The 24202-nt window shown below is 66.8% G+C and carries 22 protein-coding genes and 2 pseudogenes; 11 read left to right on the forward strand and 13 right to left on the reverse strand.

All coding sequences use genetic code 11. The features are described 5' to 3' along the window. Nucleotides 1–99: 99 nt before the first annotated feature. From LR393_RS14865 to LR393_RS14875, 3 genes are read right to left on the reverse strand one after another with little or no spacing between them, the layout of a single operon-like run. Nucleotides 100–1668: an ArnT family glycosyltransferase gene (locus LR393_RS14865; protein ID WP_231484501.1), complete on the reverse strand. Its 1569-nt coding sequence runs from the start codon at nucleotides 1666–1668 to the stop codon at nucleotides 100–102. Beyond that, a complete protein-coding gene (locus LR393_RS14870; protein WP_231484502.1) occupies nucleotides 1665–3350 on the reverse strand; it encodes a glycosyltransferase family 2 protein in 1686 nt (561 codons plus the stop codon). Before LR393_RS14870 ends, LR393_RS14865 begins: the two co-directional genes overlap by 4 nt. Then, a complete protein-coding gene (locus LR393_RS14875; RefSeq protein ID WP_231484503.1) occupies nucleotides 3347–4549 on the reverse strand; it encodes a glycosyltransferase in 1203 nt (400 codons plus the stop codon). The genes LR393_RS14870 and LR393_RS14875 overlap by 4 nt, the downstream gene beginning before the upstream one ends. Nucleotides 4550–5166: 617 nt before the next feature. Here LR393_RS14875 and LR393_RS14880 point away from each other — a divergent pair. Further along, the gene (locus LR393_RS14880; RefSeq protein WP_231484504.1) at nucleotides 5167–5898 is read left to right on the forward strand and encodes a dienelactone hydrolase family protein; all 732 of its coding nucleotides are present in this window, start codon (nucleotides 5167–5169) and stop codon (nucleotides 5896–5898) included. A 787-nt stretch (nucleotides 5899–6685) separates the two neighbouring features. Further along, a complete protein-coding gene (locus LR393_RS14885; RefSeq protein ID WP_269327236.1) occupies nucleotides 6686–8497 on the forward strand; it encodes a glycoside hydrolase family 6 protein in 1812 nt (603 codons plus the stop codon). Nucleotides 8498–8667: 170 nt separating this feature from the next. On the opposite strand, the gene LR393_RS14890 is transcribed toward LR393_RS14885, so the two are convergent. After that, nucleotides 8668–9648 (reverse strand): LacI family DNA-binding transcriptional regulator, encoded by a 981-nt coding sequence (locus LR393_RS14890; RefSeq protein WP_407937322.1) that lies wholly within the window; start codon nucleotides 9646–9648, stop codon nucleotides 8668–8670. Between LR393_RS14890 and LR393_RS14895 the strand changes: the two genes are divergently transcribed. The 4 genes from LR393_RS14895 (at nucleotide 9602) to LR393_RS14910 (ending at nucleotide 13099) form a co-directional block, all read left to right on the forward strand. After that, nucleotides 9602–9889 (forward strand): hypothetical protein, encoded by a 288-nt coding sequence (locus LR393_RS14895; protein WP_231484506.1) that lies wholly within the window; start codon nucleotides 9602–9604, stop codon nucleotides 9887–9889. The genes LR393_RS14890 and LR393_RS14895 overlap by 47 nt on opposite strands. Before the next feature lie 154 nt (nucleotides 9890–10043). Next, the gene (locus LR393_RS14900; protein WP_231484507.1) at nucleotides 10044–11576 is read left to right on the forward strand and encodes a cellulase family glycosylhydrolase; all 1533 of its coding nucleotides are present in this window, start codon (nucleotides 10044–10046) and stop codon (nucleotides 11574–11576) included. A 119-nt stretch (nucleotides 11577–11695) separates the two neighbouring features. Next, complete coding sequence (locus LR393_RS14905) at nucleotides 11696–12289, forward strand: SMI1/KNR4 family protein (RefSeq protein ID WP_231484508.1); 594 nt, start codon at nucleotides 11696–11698, stop codon at nucleotides 12287–12289. 453 nt (nucleotides 12290–12742) lie between these two features. Continuing rightward, nucleotides 12743–13099, forward strand: coding sequence for a tautomerase family protein (locus tag LR393_RS14910; protein ID WP_231484509.1), 357 nt, complete (start codon nucleotides 12743–12745; stop codon nucleotides 13097–13099). A gap of 100 nt (nucleotides 13100–13199) precedes the next feature. Here LR393_RS14910 and LR393_RS14915 read toward each other — a convergent pair whose 3' ends face one another. Both LR393_RS14915 and LR393_RS35360 read right to left on the reverse strand, forming a co-directional pair. Then, the gene (locus tag LR393_RS14915; RefSeq protein WP_231484510.1) at nucleotides 13200–14480 is read right to left on the reverse strand and encodes a hypothetical protein; all 1281 of its coding nucleotides are present in this window, start codon (nucleotides 14478–14480) and stop codon (nucleotides 13200–13202) included. 195 nt (nucleotides 14481–14675) lie between these two features. After that, a complete protein-coding gene (locus LR393_RS35360; protein ID WP_269327237.1) occupies nucleotides 14676–14810 on the reverse strand; it encodes a hypothetical protein in 135 nt (44 codons plus the stop codon). 147 nt (nucleotides 14811–14957) lie between these two features. Here LR393_RS35360 and LR393_RS14920 point away from each other — a divergent pair, with 147 nt between their 5' ends. Then, on the forward strand, nucleotides 14958–15668 hold the full coding sequence (locus LR393_RS14920) for an SDR family oxidoreductase (protein ID WP_345718820.1): 711 nt from the start codon (nucleotides 14958–14960) through the stop codon (nucleotides 15666–15668). A gap of 57 nt (nucleotides 15669–15725) precedes the next feature. On the opposite strand, the gene LR393_RS14925 is transcribed toward LR393_RS14920, so the two are convergent. Beyond that, nucleotides 15726–16655 (reverse strand): cupin domain-containing protein, encoded by a 930-nt coding sequence (locus LR393_RS14925; protein WP_269327282.1) that lies wholly within the window; start codon nucleotides 16653–16655, stop codon nucleotides 15726–15728. A 680-nt stretch (nucleotides 16656–17335) separates the two neighbouring features. On the opposite strand from LR393_RS14925, the pseudogene LR393_RS37040 reads away from it, so the two are divergent. After that, nucleotides 17336–17561 (forward strand): annotated as a pseudogene (locus LR393_RS37040) (cellulase family glycosylhydrolase); the annotation flags it as partial. A 48-nt stretch (nucleotides 17562–17609) separates the two neighbouring features. Further along, nucleotides 17610–18284 carry a cellulose binding domain-containing protein gene (locus LR393_RS37045; RefSeq protein WP_231484513.1) on the forward strand — a complete coding sequence of 225 codons (675 nt, stop codon included), beginning with the start codon at nucleotides 17610–17612 and terminating at the stop codon, nucleotides 18282–18284. A gap of 205 nt (nucleotides 18285–18489) precedes the next feature. On the opposite strand, the gene LR393_RS14935 is transcribed toward LR393_RS37045, so the two are convergent. Continuing rightward, complete coding sequence (locus tag LR393_RS14935) at nucleotides 18490–19494, reverse strand: AraC family transcriptional regulator (protein WP_231484514.1); 1005 nt, start codon at nucleotides 19492–19494, stop codon at nucleotides 18490–18492. Between LR393_RS14935 and LR393_RS14940 the strand changes: the two genes are divergently transcribed. Continuing rightward, entirely contained in the window at nucleotides 19453–21063 is a 1611-nt protein-coding gene (locus LR393_RS14940; RefSeq protein WP_231484515.1) for an FAD-dependent oxidoreductase, read from the forward strand. The genes LR393_RS14935 and LR393_RS14940 overlap by 42 nt on opposite strands. Nucleotides 21064–21154: 91 nt before the next feature. Here the strand turns inward: LR393_RS14940 and LR393_RS14945 are convergent, their stop codons facing one another. The 5 genes from LR393_RS14945 to LR393_RS37050 all read right to left on the reverse strand — a co-directional run bounded on the left by LR393_RS14945 (nucleotide 21155) and on the right by LR393_RS37050 (nucleotide 23765). Beyond that, entirely contained in the window at nucleotides 21155–22024 is an 870-nt protein-coding gene (locus tag LR393_RS14945) for an alpha/beta fold hydrolase (RefSeq protein WP_345718819.1), read from the reverse strand. A 178-nt stretch (nucleotides 22025–22202) separates the two neighbouring features. Then, nucleotides 22203–22793: a TetR/AcrR family transcriptional regulator gene (locus LR393_RS14950; protein ID WP_231484517.1), complete on the reverse strand. Its 591-nt coding sequence runs from the start codon at nucleotides 22791–22793 to the stop codon at nucleotides 22203–22205. A 121-nt stretch (nucleotides 22794–22914) separates the two neighbouring features. Next, nucleotides 22915–23265 carry a hypothetical protein gene (locus tag LR393_RS14955; RefSeq protein ID WP_231484518.1) on the reverse strand — a complete coding sequence of 117 codons (351 nt, stop codon included), beginning with the start codon at nucleotides 23263–23265 and terminating at the stop codon, nucleotides 22915–22917. 115 nt (nucleotides 23266–23380) lie between these two features. Next, nucleotides 23381–23575 carry a hypothetical protein gene (locus tag LR393_RS14960; protein WP_231484519.1) on the reverse strand — a complete coding sequence of 65 codons (195 nt, stop codon included), beginning with the start codon at nucleotides 23573–23575 and terminating at the stop codon, nucleotides 23381–23383. After that, entirely contained in the window at nucleotides 23562–23765 is a 204-nt protein-coding gene (locus LR393_RS37050) for an ABC-three component system protein (protein ID WP_407937321.1), read from the reverse strand. The genes LR393_RS14960 and LR393_RS37050 overlap by 14 nt, the downstream gene beginning before the upstream one ends. A gap of 67 nt (nucleotides 23766–23832) precedes the next feature. On the opposite strand from LR393_RS37050, the pseudogene LR393_RS37055 reads away from it, so the two are divergent. Further along, nucleotides 23833–24198, forward strand: a pseudogene (locus LR393_RS37055) (IS3 family transposase); the annotation flags it as partial. Nucleotides 24199–24202 lie beyond the last annotated feature (4 nt).

Consider the following 24202-nt stretch of genomic DNA (forward strand, 5'->3'; position numbering starts at 1 on the left):
CCCAAGAAACGCGCTGAACGGCCCGAAAGGTTGAGAGGCCCGGCCCAAGAATTTCTGGGCTGGACCTATGGACCCGACCCGGTCCGCGCGTCCTCTGGTTCAGTCCAGCTTTTCGAACCGCTGCCAGATGTGCCACGCGTGGTCGGTGTAGGGGGTGCGCACCACACTCGTCTCCTTGAAACCGAACGAAGCCATTTCGTCCATCAATTGGGAACTGGCCTGTTGTGATCCGTCGAGGTAGGCGAGCTGGAAGTAGTTGTCTTCCAGGGCGGCCCGGTACGCGTCGATACCGCTCTTGTCCTTGTAGAAGAAGCTGCCGTCGTAGGTGGAGGTCCATTGCCAGTTCTCGGTGCGGTCCTGGAGGGCGTACTGCACGGGCTCGGGGGTGTCACCGACCATGCGGATCCAGGGCATCGCGTCGATGCTGTAGGCCAGTTCGTTCTTGAGCGCGGTGGTGTCGGGCCAGTTCCCGAACATGGTGTGGGCCTGCGAGGCGCCGAACAGGAAGGTTGCCCAGGCGATCACCACCGTGGCCAGGGTGCCTCCCCCACCGGTGCGCCAGAGCCGGGCCAGCGCCACGCCGGCCAGGGGCGCGCCGATCACCAGCCCCAGCACCACGTGCTTGTGCAGCGACGTGGCCTCTCCCATCCGGATCTGGGCGGCCGGGGCGGCCACGGTGCCCAGGACCAGGAGGGTGACCAGGATCGGCCGCCGACGCAGGCACACCAGGGCCCCGGCGAGGATCAGGAGCAACGGCGCGCCGTCCCACGAGAACACCTGCGAGACGAGGTGCGCCGGTGGCTGGGGAATCATCGACGAGCGGTGGGTGGTGGTGAACCCCAGACCCGCCAGCAGCGGCCGGGCCCAGGTCAGCACGGAACCCACCAGCGCCGCCAGGCAGACCAGGCCGCCGACCACCGACGCACCGACCGCCCGGACCCGGGCCGCTCGCCAGCCCGTCACCAGGATCGTGGCGAAGACGAAGGGGACGTCGATCGCCGAGGAGTACTTGAGCAGGACGGCCAGAGCGCACAGCAGCCCGGCGGCTCCGGCCCACACCAGCGTGTAGGGGCGCCGGACCGAGGCCACCCCGAGGGCGATCGCCCAGGCCAGGGCGGTGAAGGCGGGCGCGTCGAAGGTGGCGAAGTTGGTGAGGAAGAGAACCGATGCACTCAGCGAGAACACCAGGGCGGCGAAGATTCCCGGCTGGACCGTCCAGCGGAACCGGGAGTCGTCGCCGAACATGAGGTTGGTGGCCCAGTGGACCGCCACGGTGGCGCTGAGCATGCACAACGCGGAGAACAGTCGCACCAGGGTGAGCCCGCCCAGGCTGTCGAGCACGGCCGCCAGCAACGGATACAGGGTGGGCGCCCCGGAGAAGAAATCTTCCGGATGTCCGTAGATCGCTTCACCTCCGCGCCAGGCGTCGATGATCGAGTGCCCGGTGTGGATGTACAGCGCCTCGTCCTGGAAGGCCGTGTTGTTCAGCCGGACGGCGATGATTCCCTGGAGAAGAAGAACCCCCGCCAAGGGCAGCCGCGCGAGCCAGACGTCGGCCCGGGTCCGGGCGGCCTCCGGGAGGAAGGACGCCAGAGCCGCACGCCACAGAGGTGTACGGACCGGATGACCGAGAGCGTTACCGTCACCGACCAGGCTGAGTCGGCTCATGGGGTGCCTCCGGGGGTGACGGCGCTCGGATGGGCCGTGGGGATCGGTAGCTGGATGACGACCGCCGGCGCCGTGACGATCTCGGCCTGTGAACGGTGTTCCGGACGGCCCCGCAGCACCTTCCGGCCCTCCCAGGCCACCGGAACGAAGATGTAGGCGCTGAACAGGGCGAAGACGAGGTTGGCCCAGTAGTGCGTGAATCCGTCACTGAGGACGCCGTGGGTCAGTCCGACGAAAGCGGCCAGTTGGGTGAGCACCAGCCAGGGGGTCATGAAGAGAGCGACCCGATCGGCCACGGACCGCCGGGAGGCCTGGGTGCCGGTGGTGGCGCGGGCGTGATCGGCGCCGGTGGCGACCCATTCGGCGGTCTGCCCGCGCAGCATGTCGGTGATGCACAGGAGGTGGGCGAAGCCGTACAGGGTCTGCACACGCAGCACGTCAGGACGCCAGCGGGCCTGACTGACCACGGGGAGCACGACGAGCCAGAGCAGCAGAACACCCAGGAGCGGCAGCATGTTGGTGGCCACGATCGAGCCGGGGAAGAAGCAGACCATCACCAGCAGGGGCAGCGGTGCCACGACGGCATTGATCGCGGTGGTGATGTAGTAGAGGAACCCGGCCCAGAAGCTGAGCCGCTGACGGTTCGTCATGCTGGGCTCGGCGTGGAAGTCGTGGTCGGCGACCAGCGACATCGAGCCCTCGCACCAGCGGTACTGCTGGGCCAGGAATGCGCGCACGTCGTCGGGGCAGCGTCCCCGGCTGAGCAGGACCGGCACGTACTGCAGTTCGAAACCCTGACGGCCCAGCAGAACCCCGGTGAAGACGTCTTCGCTGTGCCCGATCAGCGGGAAACCACCGATCTGCTGCAGCGCCGAGCGCCGGTAGACCGCGGAGGTGCCCACGCAGATGGCGGCGCCCGCGGAGTCGCGGGAGGGCTGGATCTGGCGGAAGAACAACTCCTGGGTGGCACCGGCACAGCGTTCGAGCCAGTGCATCGACCGCGGGGTCTCGAAATACTGGGGCGTCTGCACGATGCCGACGCTCTCAGCCTGGAAGTACGGGATCGTCTCGGCCAGGAAGTCCGGGCGGGGGACGAAGTCGGCGTCGAGCAGCAGGATGAAGTCGGAACTGGTCCGGGTGAAAGCGTATTGAAGGTTGCCGGCCTTCTTGAACTCCGACCCCGGACGCGCGACGTAACGGAACCCGAAACGGACCGCCAGATCGAGTACCTCGGGCCGGGCGGCGTCGTCGAGCACGTGCACGAACAGCGGTCCCTGCCACTGCAACCGGGCGACGTGCTGGTAGGTGTTCTCCAGGATCGCCGGGTCTTCACCGGCGGTGGGCAGGAACACGTCGACGGACGGGTACTGGCCGGGAGCGTAGGTCTCGACCAGGAACTGATGATCGGGCAGGGTCACGCGCCGGCGCAGCGTGGAGGTGGGCAGGCTGATGATCTGTTCGAGCATCAGCAGGACCAGGGGAATGAAGAACAGAACGGTCCACATGTTGCGCGCAGCCAGACCGGCGAAGCTGAAAGCCACCCCACCGAAGGCCATGGCCGCGGCGACGAACAGCCAGCGGTGCTGAGGAGCAGCCAGATACCGGTACTTCTCGTCGTCGCCCGGTGGCCGCGGCCACCGGAATGCCTCGGCCGTATCCGTGCGGATCGTCGTGTCGGTCATGACGCCATCCCCTCGTCCACCAGGTTCGGCTGCGCTTGCGTGGCCGGGCGGGCGAGGACGGGGATCTGGACCTGGGGCTCGTAGACGAACTTCGCCATGAACAGGAACCGGGCGACGAAAGAGAGCGCCAGGGTCAGCGACTGGGCGACGACCGAATGCAAGCGGGCCACCTCGACCAGCCCGACGAGCAGGGGCAGCCGGGACAGCGCGTCGAGGTTGTTGTAGACGAGCGAACGCCAGGCCCGTTGCCTACGGGTGAACCGCAACGGTGCGGTGCCGAGGTGCGGCTCGAAGACGAACCGCTCCTGAAGAACGAAATTGTGGACGATGGTGGCCTCAGTGGCCAGGATCGAGGCGACCACGTAGTCGGTACCGAGACCGAGCAGTCCGGCCATGATGAGCAGATTGACCACCAGCCCCAGCGCACCCACCGCGGCGAACCGGAAGGCCCGGTTGAACCGCAGGGACAGCAACTGGTGCACGAAGGTGAGGCCGTTGCGCCACGACGCCTTGGACTCGCCGGTGAGGCGATGCCCGAAGACGAAAGGCTGGTCGTAGACGCTCACGTCATGACTGACCAGGATCTCGAGCAGGATCTTGAAACCCCGCGGACGCAGCCGGGTGAGATCGACGGCATCGCGGCGCAGACAGAAGAAGCCGGTCATCGGGTCGGTGCACCTGGCTCCCACGCGGCGAGGGAACAGGGCACGGCTGAGCAGGGTGCTGGTGCCCGAAACTCGATGTCGCCAGCCAGATCCCAGACCGGAGGCGTCGCCGGACCCGTCGTACCGGCTGGCCACCACCAGATCGACGCCGGCCGTGGTGACACGGTCGCGCAGCAACGGCGCCATGGCTGGTGGATGCTGGAGGTCGGCATCCATGACCACGACGAAATTGCCCTCGGCCGCGGCAATCCCGATCGTCACCGCACCGGCCAGGCCTCCGGTGCGCTGCCCGGCCTCACGGTGGATCAGGCGCACGGTCGGGCCCGGATCATCCGTACCCGATGACGAACCACTCAAAGCTACTTGTTGCCTTTGCATTTCGAGAATGACCGCAGGAGTCAGATCGGTGGAGTCGTCGACGAACAGGATCTCGGCCTCGCGGCCCGTGAAGGCCTCGCGCAGCTGGCGCACCAGCTCGGGAACATTGCCGGACTCGTTGTACGTCGGCACGACAATCGTGGTGTCGATAGCCATGAGTGGCCCTCTCGCACAGAGACTGAACACGCAAGGGCGCCGCGGGCCGCATTGACCGATCGACGGAGGTGCGACGTACCGGCGAGGTTCCCATCGTCCGGGTCGCACTTAGGAAGATACGTGGCCGGGATCGATCAAGGGCAGGAATTCAGATTAAACCTGCGAAAAGTAATGATCCGGACACAACTGCGCACTTCGATCGGTGGTCCGCATCGTGGCAGATCCCCAAACCATTTCCGCATCAAGCATTATCGGGAATACCGACGGGTATGATCGATGTGGGTCGGGCAGGCCCGACCGCTGTCGTCGACGACTACGACGTGACGACGAAGTGAATGGCAGGTGCCGCTACGGGCCGGGGCATAGTGCTGGCTCCGCCGTCAGCCGGCGAGGGCCGGTCGGTGCACCGGCTCTGCACCGATGCCTCGACGCCCGGCCCCCCAATAACCCGGTTGTCGCTCACGACGCCCCCTGCTATGTTTCCCGGCAGGCCGGGCCAGAAGAACAAGGAGGTGGTACCTGTGAACACATCGACATGGGTGCTCCCTCCTGGGGTCATGGTCGGGCGATAGGTCGTCCGGGAGCGCCGTTTCCAAGGCCTTCCGAAGGGTACGACCATGCGTGTCATCTCTGAACAGCAGCTCGACGACGGCGTCCTCGAGCGTCGTTTCATCCTCGGCGACATTCCCGGCATCCTGTGGACCTCTCCGTCCGGCCCTGCGCCGGCGCCCCTGATCCTGGTCGGCCATCCCGGCGGACTGAACCGGATGTATCCCCGCATGGCCGGGCGGGCCCGGCACGCGGTGGCCGAGGGCTTCGCCGCGGCCACCATCGAGCTGCCCGGGAGCGGGGATCGGCCTCCGTCCCCGGACGCCGAGCAGGCCCGGGCCGATCTGCGCGGGGCGCTGGCGGCCGGTGAGCCGGTCACGGACGACATCGTCGACCGGCTCGTCCTCCCGCTGGCCGACCAGGCGGTTCCGGAATGGCAGACCGCTCTCGACTCCCTGCTCGCACTGCCCGAGATCGAAGGACCAGTGGGGTATTCCGGTGGGATCATCTCCATCGGAGTCCGGCTGGCGATGGTCGAGCCACGCGTCACGGCGGCTGTCCTGTTCGCCGGAAGCTTCGTGCCGCGCGTCATTTTTGAGGACGCCCGTCAGGTCACCGTTCCGGTGCAGGTCCTCCTGCAGTGGGACGACGAGAACAATGATCGCCAGCAGGCGCTGGACCTCTTCGACGCCCTCGGCTCCACGGAGAAGACGCTGCACGCCAATATGGGCGGACACACGGGCGTTCCGGCATTCGAGGGGGACTCCGCGAACCGGTTCTTCGCCCGGCACCTGAAGTAGATGGTGACACCTGCCTGATCGGCGCCGGAAGGTCCGTTCGTCTGGCGCGGAGGCCTCACTGTCCTGGTTCGTGATCAGGCCATCCATCCCCGCCGAGAGCTGGGGGATCGCCTGATCACGACCACGAAGATGGCCGGCCTTCGTGGCCGCTGCGCTGGGTCAGCGGATCCTCAGCGGCGAACCGCTCGCCGGCGATCACGTCGACTCCCATGACGCGACCTGCACAGCCTGGGAGACCAGAGGCGTCACCTATCGGTGTATTCCGCGCACCCATTCGGAGCCGGCCGCTCCAGCAGTCAGCGCCTCCGGTGGGCCTTCCCGAAGCCCAGCGCCCAGCAGAGAGGGGAACGCCAGCCCCAGCACGAGAGGGTCACTAATTTTCCCTGTAGAACCATCAGACGCATTCACCTCTGGGGGTCTGCCATGAAGTCACCCTATTGGCTAATGGCACCTACTGGGCCAGCCCGGGTCGGACTGACCCAGCACCGCTCCGGCATGAATGAATTTCATAAGATCCCGCCCGGCGAGAGCCTCGATCTGAGCTCCACAGCGGCCGCTGCCGATGCTTCGTTCCAGCTCAGCGAGGGTACGACGAATCGTTCCGACGGTTCTTTTCTCTGGGTTCACAAAGCCGAAGAGCTCTCCATTGACATCGGTGAAACGTCTCCGCAACCTGCTCGTAGCGCTTGTCGGCGCTCGGAACAACGACAGCGTCACCGGTACAGCTGACCCAAGGTCCGTCGCGGTCATTCGCCGTTGCGGTGGATCGAGCCATCAGGAGAATTGCATGAACAGGTTAAAGCAGGGTGTGGGACGCCTGCGCTCGCACCGGATATTGGCCGCTGCCGCGGCCGTAGCAGTGGTCAGCGGAGGGATTTCGCTGGTATCGATCGGTACGGCAGCCGCCGCCCCCGGATGCTCGGTCGCGTACGCAGCGAACTCCTGGGACTCCGGATTCACCGCCAGCATCGACATCACCAACTCCGGTGACCCGATCACCAGCTGGGCGCTGGAGTTCGACTACGCCGGCAACCAGGTGGGCGGCTCGGCCTGGGGCGGCACGCTGACCCAGACCGGAAAGCACGTCAAGATCGTCAACAGCGCCTGGAACGGCAGCCTGGCCGCGGGTGCCAGCACGAACGTCGGCTTCAACGGCACGTACTCGGGAACCAACGCCAAGCCGACCAGCTTCACCCTGAACGGAACCGCCTGCAACGGCGGTACCACCAACCCGACGCCGACACCGACGAACACGGTCTCCCCGACCGTCTCGCCCACGGCGACGGTCTCACCCACGGTCAACCCCACGCCGACCACCACCGCTCAGCCCGGCGCCCACCTCGACAACCCCTACGTGGGTGCGAAGTGGTACGTCAACTCGGATTGGTCGGCCAAGGCGGCGGCCGAGCCGGGCGGCAGTGCGGTCTCCAACCAGCCGACCGGTGTCTGGCTGGACAGCATTGCCTCGATCACCGCTCCGTCCGGCTCCGGCTATGCCACCAGCCTGCGCGGGCACCTCGACCGGGCGCTGGCCCAGGGCGCGACCCTGGCTCAGTTCGTCATCTACGACCTGCCCGGCCGGGACTGCGCGGCGCTGGCGTCCAACGGTGAGCTCGGCCCGACGGAGATCGGTCGCTACAAGACCGAGTACATCGACCCGATCGCGGCGATCGAGGCCGACCCGAAGTACGCCTCGATCCGGATCGTCAACATCGTCGAGATCGACTCGCTGCCGAACCTGGTGACCAACGCGGGCAGCGCCGCCGGGGCCACCGAGGCCTGCCGGACGATGCTGGCCAACGGCAACTACTCGACCGGTATTGCCTACGCCCTCTCGAAACTGCACGCGGCGGGCACGAACAACTACAACTACATCGACGCCGCGCACCACGGCTGGCTCGGCTGGGACAGCAACTTCGCCCCGGCGGCGACGATGTTCGCCGACACCGCGAAGAAGGCCACCGGCGGCGTCAACACGGTGGACGGCTTCATCACCAACACGGCCAACTACTCGGCCCTGAACGAGCCGTTCGTCAAGATCAGCACCACTGTGAACGGCACCAGCGTGCGGCAGTCGAAGTGGGTGGACTGGAACCAGTACACCGACGAGCTGACCTTCGCCCAGGGGTTCCGCAACCAGCTGATCTCGGCCGGGTTCAACTCCAACATCGGGATGCTGATCGACACCTCCCGCAACGGCTGGGGCGGTTCCGCCCGGCCGACCGCGGCCAGCACCTCGACCGACCTGAACACCTACGTGGACGCCTCCCGGATCGACCGGCGCATCCACGCTGGTAACTGGTGCAACCAGAGCGGCGCCGGCCTCGGCGAGCGCCCGAAGGCCGCACCGGCCAGCGGAATCGATGCCTACACCTGGATCAAGCCTCCGGGTGAGTCGGACGGCTCCAGCTCGCTGGTGCCGACCGGTGCGGACAACCCGGGTGGTAAGGGCTTCGACCGGATGTGCGACCCGACCTACACCGGTAACGGCCGCAACGGCAACAGCCTGAGTGGCGCCCTGCCCAACGCCCCGGTCTCCGGGGCCTGGTTCTCGGCCCAGTTCCGTCAGCTCCTGGCCAACGCCTACCCGGCGCTGTGATCTGAGGGCCGCCGGCTGCCGGTAGCTGCTCTCGGCGCTACCGGCAGTACCACCGAAGCCCCGCCCCGACCGAAAGTTTCGGTCGAGGCGGGGCTTTCGCTGGATGGGGCGTCCAGGGGGTAATTGAGGACGAGTCGGTCACCACCGAACGTGGGTTCTCCGGGGAAGTCTCAGGTGGAGGAGCGGATGACCAGTTCGGTATCGAGAATCTGGTCATCGGCGGGCCCGCCACCGGACACCACCTGTTCGAACAGCAATTCGGCGGCCAGCGCCCCGAGTCGCTCGACCGGCTGACGAACCGTGGTCAGGGGCGGATCGGTGAACGCGGATGCGGTCACGTCGTCGAAGCCGATCATCGCGACATCGGTGGGGATCCGCCGACCGGCCTGGCGCAGGGCCGCCATGGCGCCCATGGCCATCGGGTCCGAGGCGGCGAAGACCGCGTCCAGGTTCGGGGCCTGATCCAGCAGCAGCCGCATGGCATTCTTGCCACCCATCGGGGTGAAGTCCCCGGACGCGACCAGAGGTGGCTGGCCGACTGCGGCGAGCGCGTCGAGGTAGCCGGCGAGCCGGTCCCGGGCGGCCGGCAGATCGGCCGGGCCGGTAATCAGGGCAATCTTTTTCCGGGTCTTCAGCAGTAACTCGACCGCGGCCCGGGCGCCGCCGCGGTTGTCCACGTCGACGAACGGCATGCGCACGTCTTCCGCCGGCCGGCCGGCCGCGCGGATCGGCAGCCGGGTACCGGCCAGGGTCAGGGCCAGCGGATGCCGGCCGTGCACGGAGACCAGCAGCACTCCGTCCGAGCCCCCTCCGAGAAGGTGCTTTTCCGTCGAGGCGAAGACCGGGCTGGCCGCCGAGATCAGCGGCAACGGAACCCCGCGCCCGGACAGATAGGTCTCCGCCCCGCTGATGAAGCGCACGAAGAAGGGGTCGTTGAACATCCGGGTGGTGGGTTCGCAGATCACCGCGGAAATGATCGGTGGATGCCGGCTGTCGCCGGGTCGCTCACCGCGGCGGAGGTATCCGAGGCGGGAGACCGCCGCGTAAACCTGCCGTCGAGTGGTGTCACTCACTTGCGCCGAACCCGTCAACACACGAGAGACCGTGGCCGGAGAAACGCCCGCTTCCTCGGCGACCTTCGCCATGGTCATGTTCTTGGCCGTTGTCGTCTCCTTTGACGACCTGCACGACCTCGTGCAGGCTGGGCAAGCATTAGCTGAATGGTTCCACGCCCTTGATGCATCGGCAAGACAACCCTGCCGCCGGGCGTTCGTGTCCCCGAACGCAGAATCCGTCTCAAAATTTTCCGGAATGTGGGGCAACCTTTTGTCGATGCCAGACGACTGCGCCTGTAGCAGGGCTCTGGTCATCGCCAAGGAGATGTCGAAGTGAGCCTTGGGGCTGCCTTTCTTATTGACATGAGAGCGCTCCCAAGCAATGGTTTCCATAAGGTTTCGCGCGCCCTGTACGGCAATCGATGAATGAAAAATTTTCATTGCCATCGGGCGTGCGCGATGGCAAATCTCCTTTGGATCGAGGACGCTCCATGTGGCGACGAACTGCTTGGCTGGCCGTCGGGATTTTCGCGGCAGCCGCTCTGGCCCCAGTGATACCGACGGCCCAGGCCGCCGCCGGCTGTCAGGTCGACTACAAGGTCCAGGACCAGTGGGCCGGTGGTTTCCAGGGCGCGCTCACCGTGCGCAATCTCGGCGACGCGATCAACGGATGGACCCTGACCTTCGCCTTCCCGACCACCGGCCAGACGGTCACCCAGGGCTGGAGCGCCACCTGGACCCAGTCCGGGACCGAGGTCAAGGCGGTGAACACGAGCTGGAACGCTGCCCTGCCGACCAGCCAGTCCGTCTCCCTGGGGTTCCTCGGATCCTCGAGCGGCACCAACCCGGCTCCGACATCGTTCAAGCTCAACGGAGTTTTGTGCACCGGCGGCACGAGCACCCCCACCCCCAGCACCACCCCGAGCAACTCAGCCAGTCCCACCGTCTCACCGACGGTGTCGCCCACCGCCTCGCCGACCCCCACCACGCCGGCGACCCCGGGGGCCGCACCGGCGCTGCACGTGTCCGGTAACCAGGTCCTGACCGCGGCCGGCACGCCGTACCGCTTCTACGGTGTCAACCGGTCCGGTGGAGAGTTCGCCTGCATCAAGAACCGCACCGGCATCTGGGACGGCCCGATGGACCAGGCCTCGGTGACCGCGATGCGGACCTGGAAGGTCCGCACGGTCCGGATACCGCTGAACGAGGAATGCTGGCTGGGCACCACCAGCAATCCGGTTCCGGAATACAGCGGGGCGGCCTATCAGAACGAGGTGAAGCGCTATGTCAAGCTCCTCATCGACAACGGGATAACCCCCATCGTCGAACTGCACTGGACCTACGGCGCCTACACCGGTAATTCCTCCGGTTGCTCAGACGTGGCCTCGGTCTGCCAGAAGCCGATGCCGGACACGCAGTACTCGCCCGCTTTCTGGACCGGTGTCGCAAATGCCTTCAAGGGCAATGACGCGGTTGTGTTCGACCTGTTCAACGAGCCGTATCCGGAACGCGCGACCGGTGATGCCACGTCCGGCTGGAAATGCTGGCGCGACGGTGGCACCTGCGCCGGGATCAATTATTCGGTGGCCGGATTCCAGACCCTGGTGAACTCGGTCCGGGCCACCGGCGCGACCAATGTGATCGTGCTCGGCGGCCTGGCCTATTCCAACGACCTGAGCCAGTGGCTGGCCTACAAGCCGACCGACCCGCTGAACAACCTGGTCGCGGCGGTACACGTCTACAACTTCAACACCTGTGCCTCGACGTCCTGCTGGGACAGCCAGCTGGCCCCGGTCGCCGCCCAGGTGCCGTTGATGTTCGGCGAGTTCGGGGAGAATGACTGCGCCCACGGGTTCGTCGACGGCCTGATGAACTGGGCCGACGCCCATTCCGTCAGCTACCTGGGCTGGACCTGGAACACCTGGGACTGCGGCAGCGGCCCCTCGCTGATCAGTGATTACAACGGCACCGCGACCGCCTACGGCCAGGGGCTCAAGGCCCGCCTGGCCACCGTCTCGAACTGACCCGGAACCCCCGGGCGACGATGGGACTGTCCGCGATTGTGCGGACAGTCCCATCAGAGGCTGGATTTCGCGTGAGGCTACGATGACCGCCGAACGGGACATAGGCCAGGATCTGGGGCATGAACGAGCTGAGCCAGGCCTGGACCGACTACCTTGCCGTGCTCCAGGAGCACGCCCCGGCGACGAGAGCCTCCATCCTGCCGCCGGGAGAGCTGGACCTTGAGTCGGCGCAGCAGGTGCTGCGCTCACCGCTTCTGCCCAGCACGGTGACCTGGTTCGGACTTCACGGGGGAACCACCCCCGAGTACAACGGTTCGCCCTTGCCCCGGTGCCTGCCCCTGAGCCTGGACGAAGCCGTCGACAACACCGAGATGATCCGCGACATCTGGCAGCTGACCTTTGACCTGGACCTGGACCCGCCTGAGACCGGGACCGCCGGCGACGTGATGGGCACGTGGCTGGACGAGTACGTGCTGATCGCCGCCAACGGTTCGGGCGGAGGCCTTTTCGTGGATCAGCGTCCGGGGTCGTTTCAGGGGTGCGTGCGCTACTGGGACAAGGTCGACGCGGACGAGGACCCGGTCGTCTCCCCCAGTCTGCAGCAGTTCCTGGTGGAGGTCGCCGCATCTGTTCAGGATCGACGGCCGCTGCCCCTGATGGGTGCGGTGCCGGTGGTGACCGATGGGGAGCTTGACTGGGAGAACGCCAACTAGGCCGTATTTCATGCATGGGACGAGTCTCTGGGCGCGAAAGTTTCCCGATCGGTTCAGAATTCCGTCAAGCAGCAGAAGCGTCCGGCGAAGGTTACGACTCTGAACTGGCGCTCCAGCTTCTACGGACAGAGTTGGAGGCCAAGGGTCCGCATGTCCTCCGCAATCGATACCGTCGCAAGGCGTTCGTGTCGTCGATGTGCCGGCCGATGAGCGGAGGTCCGGGCTGTTACCTCATCAAGCCCGGCGCCCCGCCCGGACGCGTCGGATGTCGTCTCGGCAGAAGGGCAGGCGCCTCTATCGAACATGGGAAGCCCCCACCACCTCATATTCTCCCGATGCTGGTCCGGGAGAACTGGCCCGACAGACAGCGGGGTGAGTCCGAAGGCCCGCCGAAGCGGCCGCGACTCCCCCGGTGCGTGGTCCACGTCCGTTCGCCCTCGCTATCGTGGCGCCATGCCGCACCTCACCATCCACGTCGGAGCCGGACTGTCCGCCTCCGAGCAGGACCTCATGCTCCGCAACGCGCACCTCGCCATGCTCGACTCCGGAGAGGTGCGGGAGCCGATCAACCTGAAGTCCCGGGTCATCCAGGCCGAGCGGGACCTCGTGGGCCACGAGGGGCCGGAGACCAGCTTCGTGCATGCGGAGCTGCGTCTTCTCGTCGGACGATCGCCCGAGACCCGGCAGCGTCTCGCGGACCTGATCCTGGCCGCCCTGGCTGATGGGTTACGGCCCGAGGTGGAGACCAGCGTCGAGGTCCGGGAACTCCCGGCCGCCTACGCCAAGCGTCAGCGCGTTCTCCCGGCCTGAGGCCCTTTGCGGATGATGGTCATGGTGCCGCCACTTTTCCAGATCCAGGGCGGCCGTCGGCACAGCTGCGGATGCCCGGCGGAAGGGGTCGGTCGGCTCATCAGCGATCGGGAAATGGGTTCGCGGGGCCGGAGGAGCCGGCCGGGTACTCCAGCAAGGGCACCACGCCCCGGGCCCACGCGTGCAACACCGGTTCGACGACCCGCCAGGCCTGCTCAGACTCCTCGGCACTGACCGACAAGCGGCTGCTCCCCGAAAGCACGTCCAGGAGCACCGCTCCATAGGCGACCAGTTCGCCGTCCATCGACCCGGGCGGCCCGTCCATCGGTATCCACAACGAGTCCCGGCCGCTCTCCGGACGGAAGCGGATGAGGACGCCCTTGCGGTCGTTCGCCAGGGCCTTACCAGCTCGCAACAAGAACCGTGTCCCGGACCAACGGGGCTGATCCACGTGCATCGTCACTTCCGCATAGGTCTGCGTATGTCGGGACGGGTCGACACCGTCTTCCTGCACGTACGCCGTGACGTCGGTGCCGCTGACCGCCAGGGTCCCAGCTGTGAACCGGGCCCGGCGGGACTCGGGAAGAGCGCGGGCCGAACGCAGCACCTCGATCTTGGCATCACGAAGATCCTTTTCCGTCGCCGGAGTGGGAAGTTCCATCGCGACTACGGTCAGCACCTGAATCATGTGATTCTGCATCACGTCCCGCAGCGCCCCGGTCCGGTCGAAGAAGTCCGCCCTCCCCTCCAGACCCAGAGTTTCCTCCCAGAGGATCTCGATCTGCTCGATGTGGGCGCCGTCCCAGATGGAGGCAGGCATCGCATCTTCGCTGCGTAAGGCCAACACGTGCTGTGTACCGGGCATCCCCAGCGCGTGGTCCACCCGGAAGACTGCTTCAGGAGCCTCCGGCAGCACCTCGGACAGCAACGCGTTCAACGAGACCGCGCCGGCCAGATCCTCACCGAACGGTTTCTCCACGGCGATCCGGCTGCCGTGGGGTAGGCCGCTGGCGCCGAGGGCGCGAGTGGCCGTCTGGAACAGCCCCTGCGGCAGGGCCAGGTACACAGCCACCGGTGCGGTGTCGGCAAACCCGTGCACCGCCTGGCGAACGCTGCTCAGATCCGCGAAATCCACCCGCTGGTAATGAAGCCGATCCAGGAAGGCCCGCGAGTCGTCCTCCGACAAGCCCTCCGCGTGCTCGCGAAGACGGAACGCCGCGTGCTCACGGAACGTAGCGTCATCCCACTCCTGCGGTGCGGCCGCGACAACCTGCAGGTCCGGCGACACGTCACCCGCAGCCAGTAGCCGGGCCAGCGCGGGCAGCAGAAACCGGCCGGCCAGGTCGCCGGTTGCGCCGAACAGAACCAGATGGTTGATCACCAGTGCTCCTCACTCACCGCGAGCGTACGGGCAACTGGCCGACAACCCCCAGCACCTACGCGATGAAACTGACCGCCGCGCCCCTGGACCTGACCGCCTGAGCTCGGACCTGCGCGTCCAAAATTTTGGGCAAGTATTCATTTTCGGTGGGCGCGAGGCGGTCGCAGGTCACGCTCCACTTCCATGTCGCACCACTCACACACGCACGGCGATCAGGTACTTCGGAAGACGCAGGCGCACCTGGGTGCCGTCCGCGGAATGCAGGTTCAGGCCGGCCGGCATCTCGCACACTCCGCCCTGGCGGGCATGGGGCCGGTCACATATGCCCATGACGGCGAGGACCGAAGGGCCGGCGGACCGCGGGCCGGGCGTTGAAATCAGAGGCAGATGGTCACGGTCCTGAGGCATTCGACCACTCGTCCGCCCCGGCCGAATTCCTACGATCGACCGGAAGATGCCCGTTGGACAAGGAGAATCATGCACATACAGGGATGCACGGCACTGGTCACCGGCGCCGGTCGTGACCTCGGTCGCCTCTTCGCTGAGCACCTGCTGCAGCGCGGGGCGAAAAAGGTGTATGCGGCCGCGCGACGCCCTGAGCTCGTCGACCTGCCCGGCGTCGTACCGCTGCGCCTGGACATCACCGACCCGGCGTCGGTGGCAGCAGCCGCCGAGGCCGCCGGCGACGTGACCCTGCTGATCAACAATGCGGGCGTCTCCTTGGGCCAGGATCTCCTTGATGGCGACCTGGAGCAGATCCGGACGGTCGTCGAGACACATCTCTTCGGCACCCTCAATATGGTCCGCGCGTTCGCACCGGTGCTGGGCGCCAACGGCGGTGGCGCCATTCTCAACGTGCTGTCGAATCTGTCCTGGATGAGTTTCGACGGCAACAACTCCTACGCGGTGGCCAAGGCCGCACAGTGGAGCCTGACCAATGGAATCCGGCTCGAGCTGGCGAAGCAGCAAACCCTTGTTTCGGGGCTGATCTTCGGGCCGACGAGAACCGAGACGATGAAGGCGTTCAACCCGGCTGCCGTGATGAACGACCCGGCCGACATCGTCAACTCCGCGCTGGACGGTATCGAGGCCCGCCGCATCGAGATCGTGGCGGACGAATACGGTGCGGCAGCCAAGGCTTCCCTGACCGGTGAGCCACGCGGTTTCGTCATGGAGACCAGCGAATGATGCCGACGACCAGCAACTGAGGCCGGCGCCGCTCGCGTTGAGCGCAGTCCCGGATGGTTACAGCGAGGCCATCCGGGACACGGCGCGGTAGCGCAGCGGCGATTGCCCGCGAGCCCGCTGGAACGCACGGCGGAAGGCGTGCGACGAACCGTAACCCACGGTTTCGGCTACGACGTCGATCGGGTCATCGGTGTCGCGAAGGCGGACGGCGGCCACGTCCATCCGCCACGACGTCAGGTAGGCCCCCGGAGACATACCGAGCGCGGCGGGGAAACGGCGGCTCAGGGTGGCTCGCGACACCCGGACCGCCGAGGCGAGATCGGCTGTGGTCCAGGGATACGCGGGACGCCGGTGCATCAGGGCGAGAGCATCGCGCACCACCGGGTCGTTCACCGTGGTCAGCCAGGGCGAAACGGCGGGAGCGGCGCCCCCGGCTCCGAGTGCCCGGACAAACTGCACGAGCAGCAGATCAACGAGGCTGTTGACCGCGGCGGTGGCGCCGATCTCGGGGTACGAGAGCTCGTCACGCAACAGAGCGATCGTCGCGTCCAGATTGCGACTGCGGGCCGCCTCCACATGCAGGACGGCTCCTGGCATCGACACCGGCGTCTGGCTCACCGCGGGGTCAAGGTCATAGTTCACCGTGATGAACCGGGCCGACACCGGTCCGGATCCGAGTCGCAGCACGCCGCCCCGGTCACGGGCCCGGGAGGCGGCGACGAGATCGCAGGGCACCATCCGTACGCCTTCGCCGCTGGACAGCCCGTGGTCCGTGCCCCGCGGCAACAGCACCGCGTCGCCCGTCCGCAGCAGCCGGCGCGGTTCGTGCGGGACCTCCAGCCCAACGGTCCCGGAGGAGATGAGGTGCATCACCGCGCCGGGGCAGCTGGAAAGCCACAGACCCCAGTCGCCGCCGGCGTCAGTCCGGGTCCCGACAGAACCATGCGCGCCGAAGAGACGTACGGTTTCGGCCAGCGGGTCGAACATCGGCGGCGTGGCCGGGGCCGGCTGACGGACCAGCGTGCGCGCGGCAGCGGTCACGAGCCGGCTCCGTGGCTCTGCTGCGCGACGGGGGCTGCGCTGTCCATCGATCAGCGATCCTGGTGCAGGGGGGTTGCTCACGATCAACGCAGCGCCGGTCGTGCTCCGGCGTATTCCCGACCTGGTAGCCAACGCGACCGTCCTGGCGCGCTATTGGGCTCAGGTCGCCTGCGGTCCCGGAAGATACCAGGTCTTGTGCAGCCGGATGGCTGGCGACCTTGACCTCATCGGGACCGGGCTCAGCAGATAGCCGTCTTCCTGGGGCATCTCGAGAAATTCGATCCCGCCTTCGACGAACTGAGTTCACTGGTCGTGGCTTTCCGCTTCTTCGATTGCTCCGACGGTTCTCTCGTGCTCGAGGCCGAAAACACAGATCGCGAACTGTACGAGTGGAGCCCCACCGGCACCGCGACCGAGGGAGGCATGGCCACCCCCGGCCCTCACCGCCCTTGCCGCGGCCCAGGAACTGTCGCGCCGCGACGCGGCGAGCAGGTCGGAACCCGAACCCCGTTGTCTGCATCTCAGCTGCACGAACTTCGTCCGTTCTGAACAGCTCATCGATTGCGGAACTCACCCGCAGGGGCAGGGTGAGGCCATGAGCGACGAGGCCGCAGCCTGCTTCCTGGATGCGATCGAGACAAACCGGCTCGTGCGGCTGGTGCAGACCATCCGGCACCGACGAGGTCAGCTCAATCGTCAGCCAGTGCAAGGCGAACCAGCTGATCTGCATGCTCGAGGTGCACGACACCACCGGCTACGGCGAGGAGGGCGCGGCCTCATCACTCGACTCGGCCGCCGATTACTGGATCAGCGTCAAGTCGGCCCTGATCGGCCAGGAGGACTACGTCCAGCTGAACATCGGCAACGAGCCGTACCGTCTTCTCGGTCCACATGTACGGCGTGTTCGACACCGCAAGCGAGGTCCAGGCCTACCTGGCCGCATTCACGAGCAAGAATCTCCCCATCATCGTAGGCGAGTTCGGCAACATGCATTCGGACGGCGACCCGGACGAGGACACGATCATGGCAGAGACCACCCGCCTGGGCATTGGTTACTACGGCTGGTCATGGTCAGGCAATGGCGGCGGGGTCGAATACCTCGACGGGGTCAGCCATTTTGGTCCGACCGCGTTCACCTCGTGGGGCACCCGGATCTTCGGCGGAGCTGACGGCATCAAGTCCACGGCCAAGACGGCCAGCATCTACGGTGGTCCGCCCCCCACCCCCACCGTGACCCCGACCAGCACCACCCAGCCGACGGCGTCCCCCACGGTAAATCCCCCGAGTGGTGCGTGTACGGGGGTCTACTCCACCGCCAGCTCCTGGAACGGTGGTTTCAGCGGTTCGGTCAAGGTGACTGCCGGTTCGGCCGCGGTCAAGGCATGGTCGGTGACCATGCTCCTGCCCTCGGGAACCTCCATCACCAGCGTGTGGAACGGTGCTCTCAGTGGCGGCAACAAGGTCGCCAATGCTTCCTGGAACGGAAGCCTGGCAGTGGGAGCGAGCACCGAGTTCGGGTTCCAAGGGTCAGGCTCTGCCAGCGGAGTCTCCGTGACTTCTTGCTCGGTTTCGTGAGGGTGAAAGCACCGCAAGGCTAGGACACCCCCAGTGATCCGGCCCGGTCCCGGGTCGGATCACAAGGTGCTGTTCCGCCCCAGTGAATTTCGCAACCGTCATCCAAGCCCGGCGAAGACGGTTTTTCTCCAACACCTGGCTCAGCTGGGCTGGTGCGTCCTGGGTTTCCTTTCCCGGTGAAACCTTGGCGGCGGCGACCGGGCCTCTATTCTGAAGCCGGCAACTCGCTGGGTCGGCTCGGTGCTCTTCCTGCCCGGGTGAGGCCTACCGGCCGTGTTCGTCCCCGCCGGCCGGCCGGCGTCTCGCCGAAACGCTGCCGGAAGGACCTGATCAGGTGACTTTCACTGCTGAAATGCCAGCGAGCGGCCAGTTCGGAGATCGTCCACGACGTGGTGGCCAACTCCGCGTTCACCCGGGCCAAACGTCGTTCCCGCACGTACCCCATGACCGACTTACCCTCGGCGGCAAAGGCGCGGTGCAGTGTGCGCACGGAGACGTGCAGCTGCCCGGCGATCACGGCCGGACTGAGATCCTTTTCGCTGAGCAGACGTTCGTCGACGCACTCCTGCGCGGCTCGGGCCACCGCCGAATAGAGCGGTTCGTCATCGATGACCTGGTGGGCCAGGAGCCCACGAAACAATTCGAGCGTGGCGTTGCGAGCCGCGACGCCGATACCGTCCCCGATCTCGATGCAGGCGCGAAGGTGGGCAAGCAGCAGCCGCGAGGCCGGTGAGTCCTGCTCTGCCGATGCGGCTGCCCAACCCGGGCGCAACTGCACCTCCTCGATGGGTATGTGCAGCATGAGCGCGCGGGTGCCACGGCTCACCTCAAAATCCCAAGGCTCGTCGTTGCGGCGGATGTACGCACTGCCCCGTCCCACAGCGGCGGTCCGGCGCGCAGAACGGAAGAGCCACTGCCCGCTGGTGGTGAAATGGCTGACCACACGGTCTTGGAGATGACCGCCGGTTCCGCCGGTACTGCCGGCAATGGCGTCGCTGTACTGCTCCTCGACAACTAGATCGTGCAGCATCGTCCTACGGATACGCACGGCGTACGAGCCCTGACTCACCCGCGGCAAACGCAGGGGCGGTGGCGGGACGCTCTCGCCCGCCTGCCGTCGCCACTCCGCGAGCAGCATGTGGTTGCGGTTCTCGTCCGCGTACGCCACGTGAATGTCGACGTCGAACCGCCCGTAGTCGCCCTCGCCCATTGGCTCTGCTTCTCCTGCATAGGGGGAACGCCGGACAGTAGCGCATTCACGCACGGAGTCGATTGGCACGCAGATGCAGCCGACGAGGCGGGCATATGCCGGAATTGCTCACCCCGGGCGCTTAGGTTCAACGGTCGTCATCCCCTTCTGCTGACTTATACCGTCTTCTACCGACAAGGTCCTTCCGTGCCCGAATCGTTCATCTCCGACTTCGACGCTTTGGTCCAGGCACGTCCGCCGGCGCAGCCCCTGGTCCTCTTCGAGACCGCCACCGTGCTCGGCGGCAGCATTGCGGGGCTGCTCGCAGCCCGGGTGCTCGCCGATCACGCTCGACAGGTGGTCATCCTCGAGCGCGACGAACTCCCGGCGCGGCCCGGCGCCCGCACGAGCACGCCACAGGATCAGCAGGTGCACACGCTCCTGCCCGCAGGGCGCCTGTGGCTGGAGCGGTGGCTGCCCGGCTTCACTCAGGAGACGCTGGATGCCGGCGCCCTGCTGTCCGGGTCCGAGGCGACGGCCACCCTGCTGGACGGGCACCGCCAGGCCGACGCAGGCGCCGGTTTCGAACTGCTGGGTGCCAGCAGGCATCTGATCGAAGCCGCCATTCGCGCGAAGGTCCTGGCGCTGCCGAACGTCTCGGTCCGGCATGGGCGGGCCACCGGACTGCGGTACACCGACGGCGTGGTGAGTGGGATCGACTACGTCGCCGAAGGCACCAGCCAGATGCTGCGGACGGACTTCGCCGTGGATGCGATGGGTCGCCCGAGCCGACTGTCGGACTGGGTGGCGGCGGCTGACTTCGACCGTCCACAGCTGACCCGGCTGGAGTCGCCGATCAACTACACGACCGCCGTGTTCGCCCGTGCGGACAAGGCTCCGGACCTGCCGATCACCTGTGCGCTGAGCCTGTTCTCGCCGGGTCACGCCAACGCAGGCGTGTCCGTGGCGGCCGCGAACGCGATCGAGGACGACCAGTGGATCGTCATGCTCATGGGCTACGACGAAGCCCGGCCGGGCCGTACAGCCGATGAGTTCAGGAAAATCTGCGCGGGTCTGCCGAGTGTCTTCGCCACGGCCGCGAGCGGTCCCCTCACCCGGGACATCGTGACCTATCACCAGGCGGAGAGCCGGCGGCGCGATTTCGCCCATCTGAGCCACTTCCCGGCCCGGCTCGTCGCGGTGGGCGATGCCGTCGCGTCGTTCAACCCGATCTACGGTCAGGGCATGAGTTCCGCGGCTCTGCACGCCTCCTGCCTCTCGGCCTATCTGATCGACGAGACCGACCTGTCCGTCCCGGCCATCAGCTTCTTCGAACGCCAGCAAGTGGTCGTGGACGCGGCCTGGGCGATCTCTGCGGGCGGCGACTCCGAGCGCCTCGACGCGGCGCGTGGCACCGACGTGCCCGAACAGGTGGCCCAGCAGCGGTGGGCACTGCAGCAGATCATGTCTGCCACGCTGAGCGATCCTTCTGTTGCAGAGGCTTTCAACAGCGTCTCCTACATGCTCCGGCACCCGGCCTCCCTCGGAGACCCAAGGCTCATCGAACGTGCTCTCGCCGCCAGCAACTGACCATCGTGCCCGGGTGCCCCGGCGTTCCCCGCCGGGGCACCCGAGCTGAGGGCACGTGGACGAGGCGAGCCAGGTGCGCGGCCGGAACGGGTCATGGGGCGAGGAACGGCACCAGCACCCCTGCCACCTCGTCCGGAACTTCCTCGGCGGGGTCGTGACCACAGTTGAAGACGTGGCCCCGGACGTCCTGGGCGAGCAGTTTCATGACCTCTTCGTTGCGGGAACCGATGAATGCGTTCCCGCCGATCGCGAGCACCGGGACACGCAGCGGCTGCTGGCGGGCGCGGCGGTTCTGCTCCGCGTCGGTGAGCATGGCGCGGTAGACGGACAGCAAGGACCGGATGCCGTCGGGATGTGAGTAGCAGCGCACGTATTCGTCGATCACCTCGGCGGGGGCCGAGCCCGGGACCGTGCGTTCACCGGTGATGGTCGCCTCGACAAGTTCGCGTTCGTGCCCGGCGATCAGCAGTTCCGGCAGGTCCGGCATGAAGTAGAAGCCGACGTGCGGCAAGAACAGGCCTTGCGTGTTCTCGGGACTGAGCAGGGTGTGGTCCTCGAATCCGAAACCGGGCATGAGCGCCTCGATGAAGGTGAGGCTGGTGACCTGGTCGCGGTGCCGGGCCGCGAGCTGGTATCCGACGACCGCTCCCCAGTCCTCGCCGACCACGGCGTACTGCTGATGTCCCAGTGTCGCCATGAGGGCGGCGATGTCGTCGGCGAGTGTCGCGACGTCGTACCCGTCGACGGGATGGCTGGAATCGCCGAAGCCGCGAAGGTCCGGAACCACGACGGCGTGATCGGGGGTCAGGTGCGGTACCAGGAGACGCCAGTGGTGGCTGGTCTTGGGGATGCCGTGCAGCAGAACGACAGCAGGACCGCTGCCGCCGGAGTGGTGGTGCAGCGTCACGTCCCCGAGCGTGGTGCGGTCACTGGTGAGCGGGTGGCCGCGGTGGTCGTGCATTGTCATGGGTGACCTCTTTCCGAGCCCCGGCGAGTGGGGCCTTCGGGTGTTTCTGTGGATGAACTCGTGACGGTCCGCCCCGGCACGGCCTGGGTGCGGTAGCGGCCAAGTTCGGCGATAATTTAAGATCGTTCAGTCTCGAATAAGGGCACAAAAGAGGACCACGTCTTATGGGCAATCAGTTCGCGATGAGCCTCATGGCCGTGGCTACCGCCGCATCCAGGCGCTGTCGCTGGCCCGGGCCGGCCCGGGCCACCGCGCGCAGTCCGGTGGTGAGGGCGAACAGCATGCTCGCCGCCCCGTCGACGTCGAGGTCGGCACGCACGTCGCCCTCACGCCGGGCCCGCAGCAGGGCACCGCGCAGGGTGCTCTCGAACCGGACCCGGTTGACTTCCAGTCGCCGCGCGATCTCAGGATCGACGGCCCCGTGCTCCACGGTGGCATTGACCGAAAAGCAGCCTGCCGGTGCCCCTTGGTCGCCCATCCCCTCCGCCGCCGCCTGCATCAGGGCCCGTACGGCCGCGAGGCCGCCGTCGGCCCCGGCCGCCACCTCCTCCGGGGCAGGCAGGCCGGCGCCGGCCAGGTAGTGGTCGAGGCAGGCCAGGTACAGCTCGCGCTTATTGCCGAACGTCGCGTACAGACTGGCCCGCGACACTCCGGTCCCGGTGACCAGATCGGCAGTCGAGGTGCCCTCGTAGCCGCGGTCCCAGAACAGGCGCATGGCATCGTCCAGGGCCCTGGTGGGATCGAACTCCTTGGTGCGGGCCATGCCGACACCCTAAGCAATTCAAGATTCATCGGTCAATTATTTGAGTTCCAGCCTCAGATCTGGCTTCACCGATCGGCCGGGTCGTTGCCGGCCAGAGCCGCTCCGCCGGCGTCGCGGACGGTCAGCGTCGAGGGATCGGTCCGGTCTCGATCAGACTGATTCCGGTCGGCAGAAACGTGCCACCGACGACACTGGTGCTCAGCAGACCTAATTGTGGACGTGTCATCTCAGCGCCGACCGCACCGACAGGCAGACCTGCGCCGGCCAGGGCCACTGTGTCGCCGGCCTGACCGCCGGAACCGGGCCGGAAGTCGTAGAAGATTTCCTGGGTGGCGCCGGGATCCTCGGTAGCAGCCAGTTCTGGCTCGGTGGTGGTCGTGGGGTCTTCCTTGGCCACCACCTGTACCGAGCCGACGCCCGAGGCGCCGGTACGGCAGATCGCCGGCATCCCGTCGTAGCTCCACAGCTGCACCTACTCGCCGTCAACGTCGTGCGCGGCTCCGGGTTGCCAGCAGGCACGCCGGCGAACGGCCGGACGCGACGTGTGTTTCTCGGTGAACCTTTCCGCCGGAACTCTCCTTGACGCGTCACTGCCGCAACTCGCCCAGGAGCTGCTCGTGCAGGCGCCGCCTGACCCCGGCGGCGTGCCACTCGTCCAGGCGCCGCCGGCACGTGGCTCCCAAAACACAGAACAGCGAGGTCGGGACCCTGTTCCATGCGACAGCCGTGAAGGCCGGGTTGAACAGCGCCCGCTCCTCTCGGCTGAGGTCACGCTCGGCCATCAGCGGCTCCCGCGGGCTTCCGCAGAGCCGCCAGGCGGATGCTGAAGTCTGGATGCCACCCGACCTGCAGCTCGTCTGCGAGCATCTGGCGGGACCCCTTGACGACGAAACCCTTTTCACAGCCGCTTCGGCCGTGAGCTGTGATGCGCGCCGTGCTGGCCGAGTACGGAACACCGATCGCCCCGAGCACCTACTACGAGCACCGCGCCCGCGTCATGGCCGGTCAGCTGTCCGCATCTGAATGACGTGATGCACTGATGTGCAACGATTTTTACCGCGTCTGGACGAAGAACTACCGGGTCTACGGAGTGAAGAAGGTCTGGCTGCAACCTAACCGTGAGCGCATCCCGGTGGCCCGGTGCACCGTCGAGCGGCTGATGCAATTCATGGGCATTGAAGGCGCCAGCAGGGGCGGCAAGAAGCACCGCACCACCATCGTCGACCCCACCGCGCCGAGACCGGTCGGTCTGGTTGATCGAAAGTCCACGGTCGCACGCCCAGATTCGTTATGGGTAGCAGAGTTTACGTATGTCGCGACGTGGGCCGGGACCATCTACGTGGCCTTCGTGATCGACGTGTACTCCCGGCGGATCCCGGGCTGGAGGGCGTCCACGAACAAGCGCACCG

The organism is Kineosporia mesophila, assembly GCF_021129235.1.
In the GTDB taxonomy this organism is placed as follows: Bacteria; Actinomycetota; Actinomycetes; order Actinomycetales; family Kineosporiaceae; genus Kineosporia; species Kineosporia mesophila.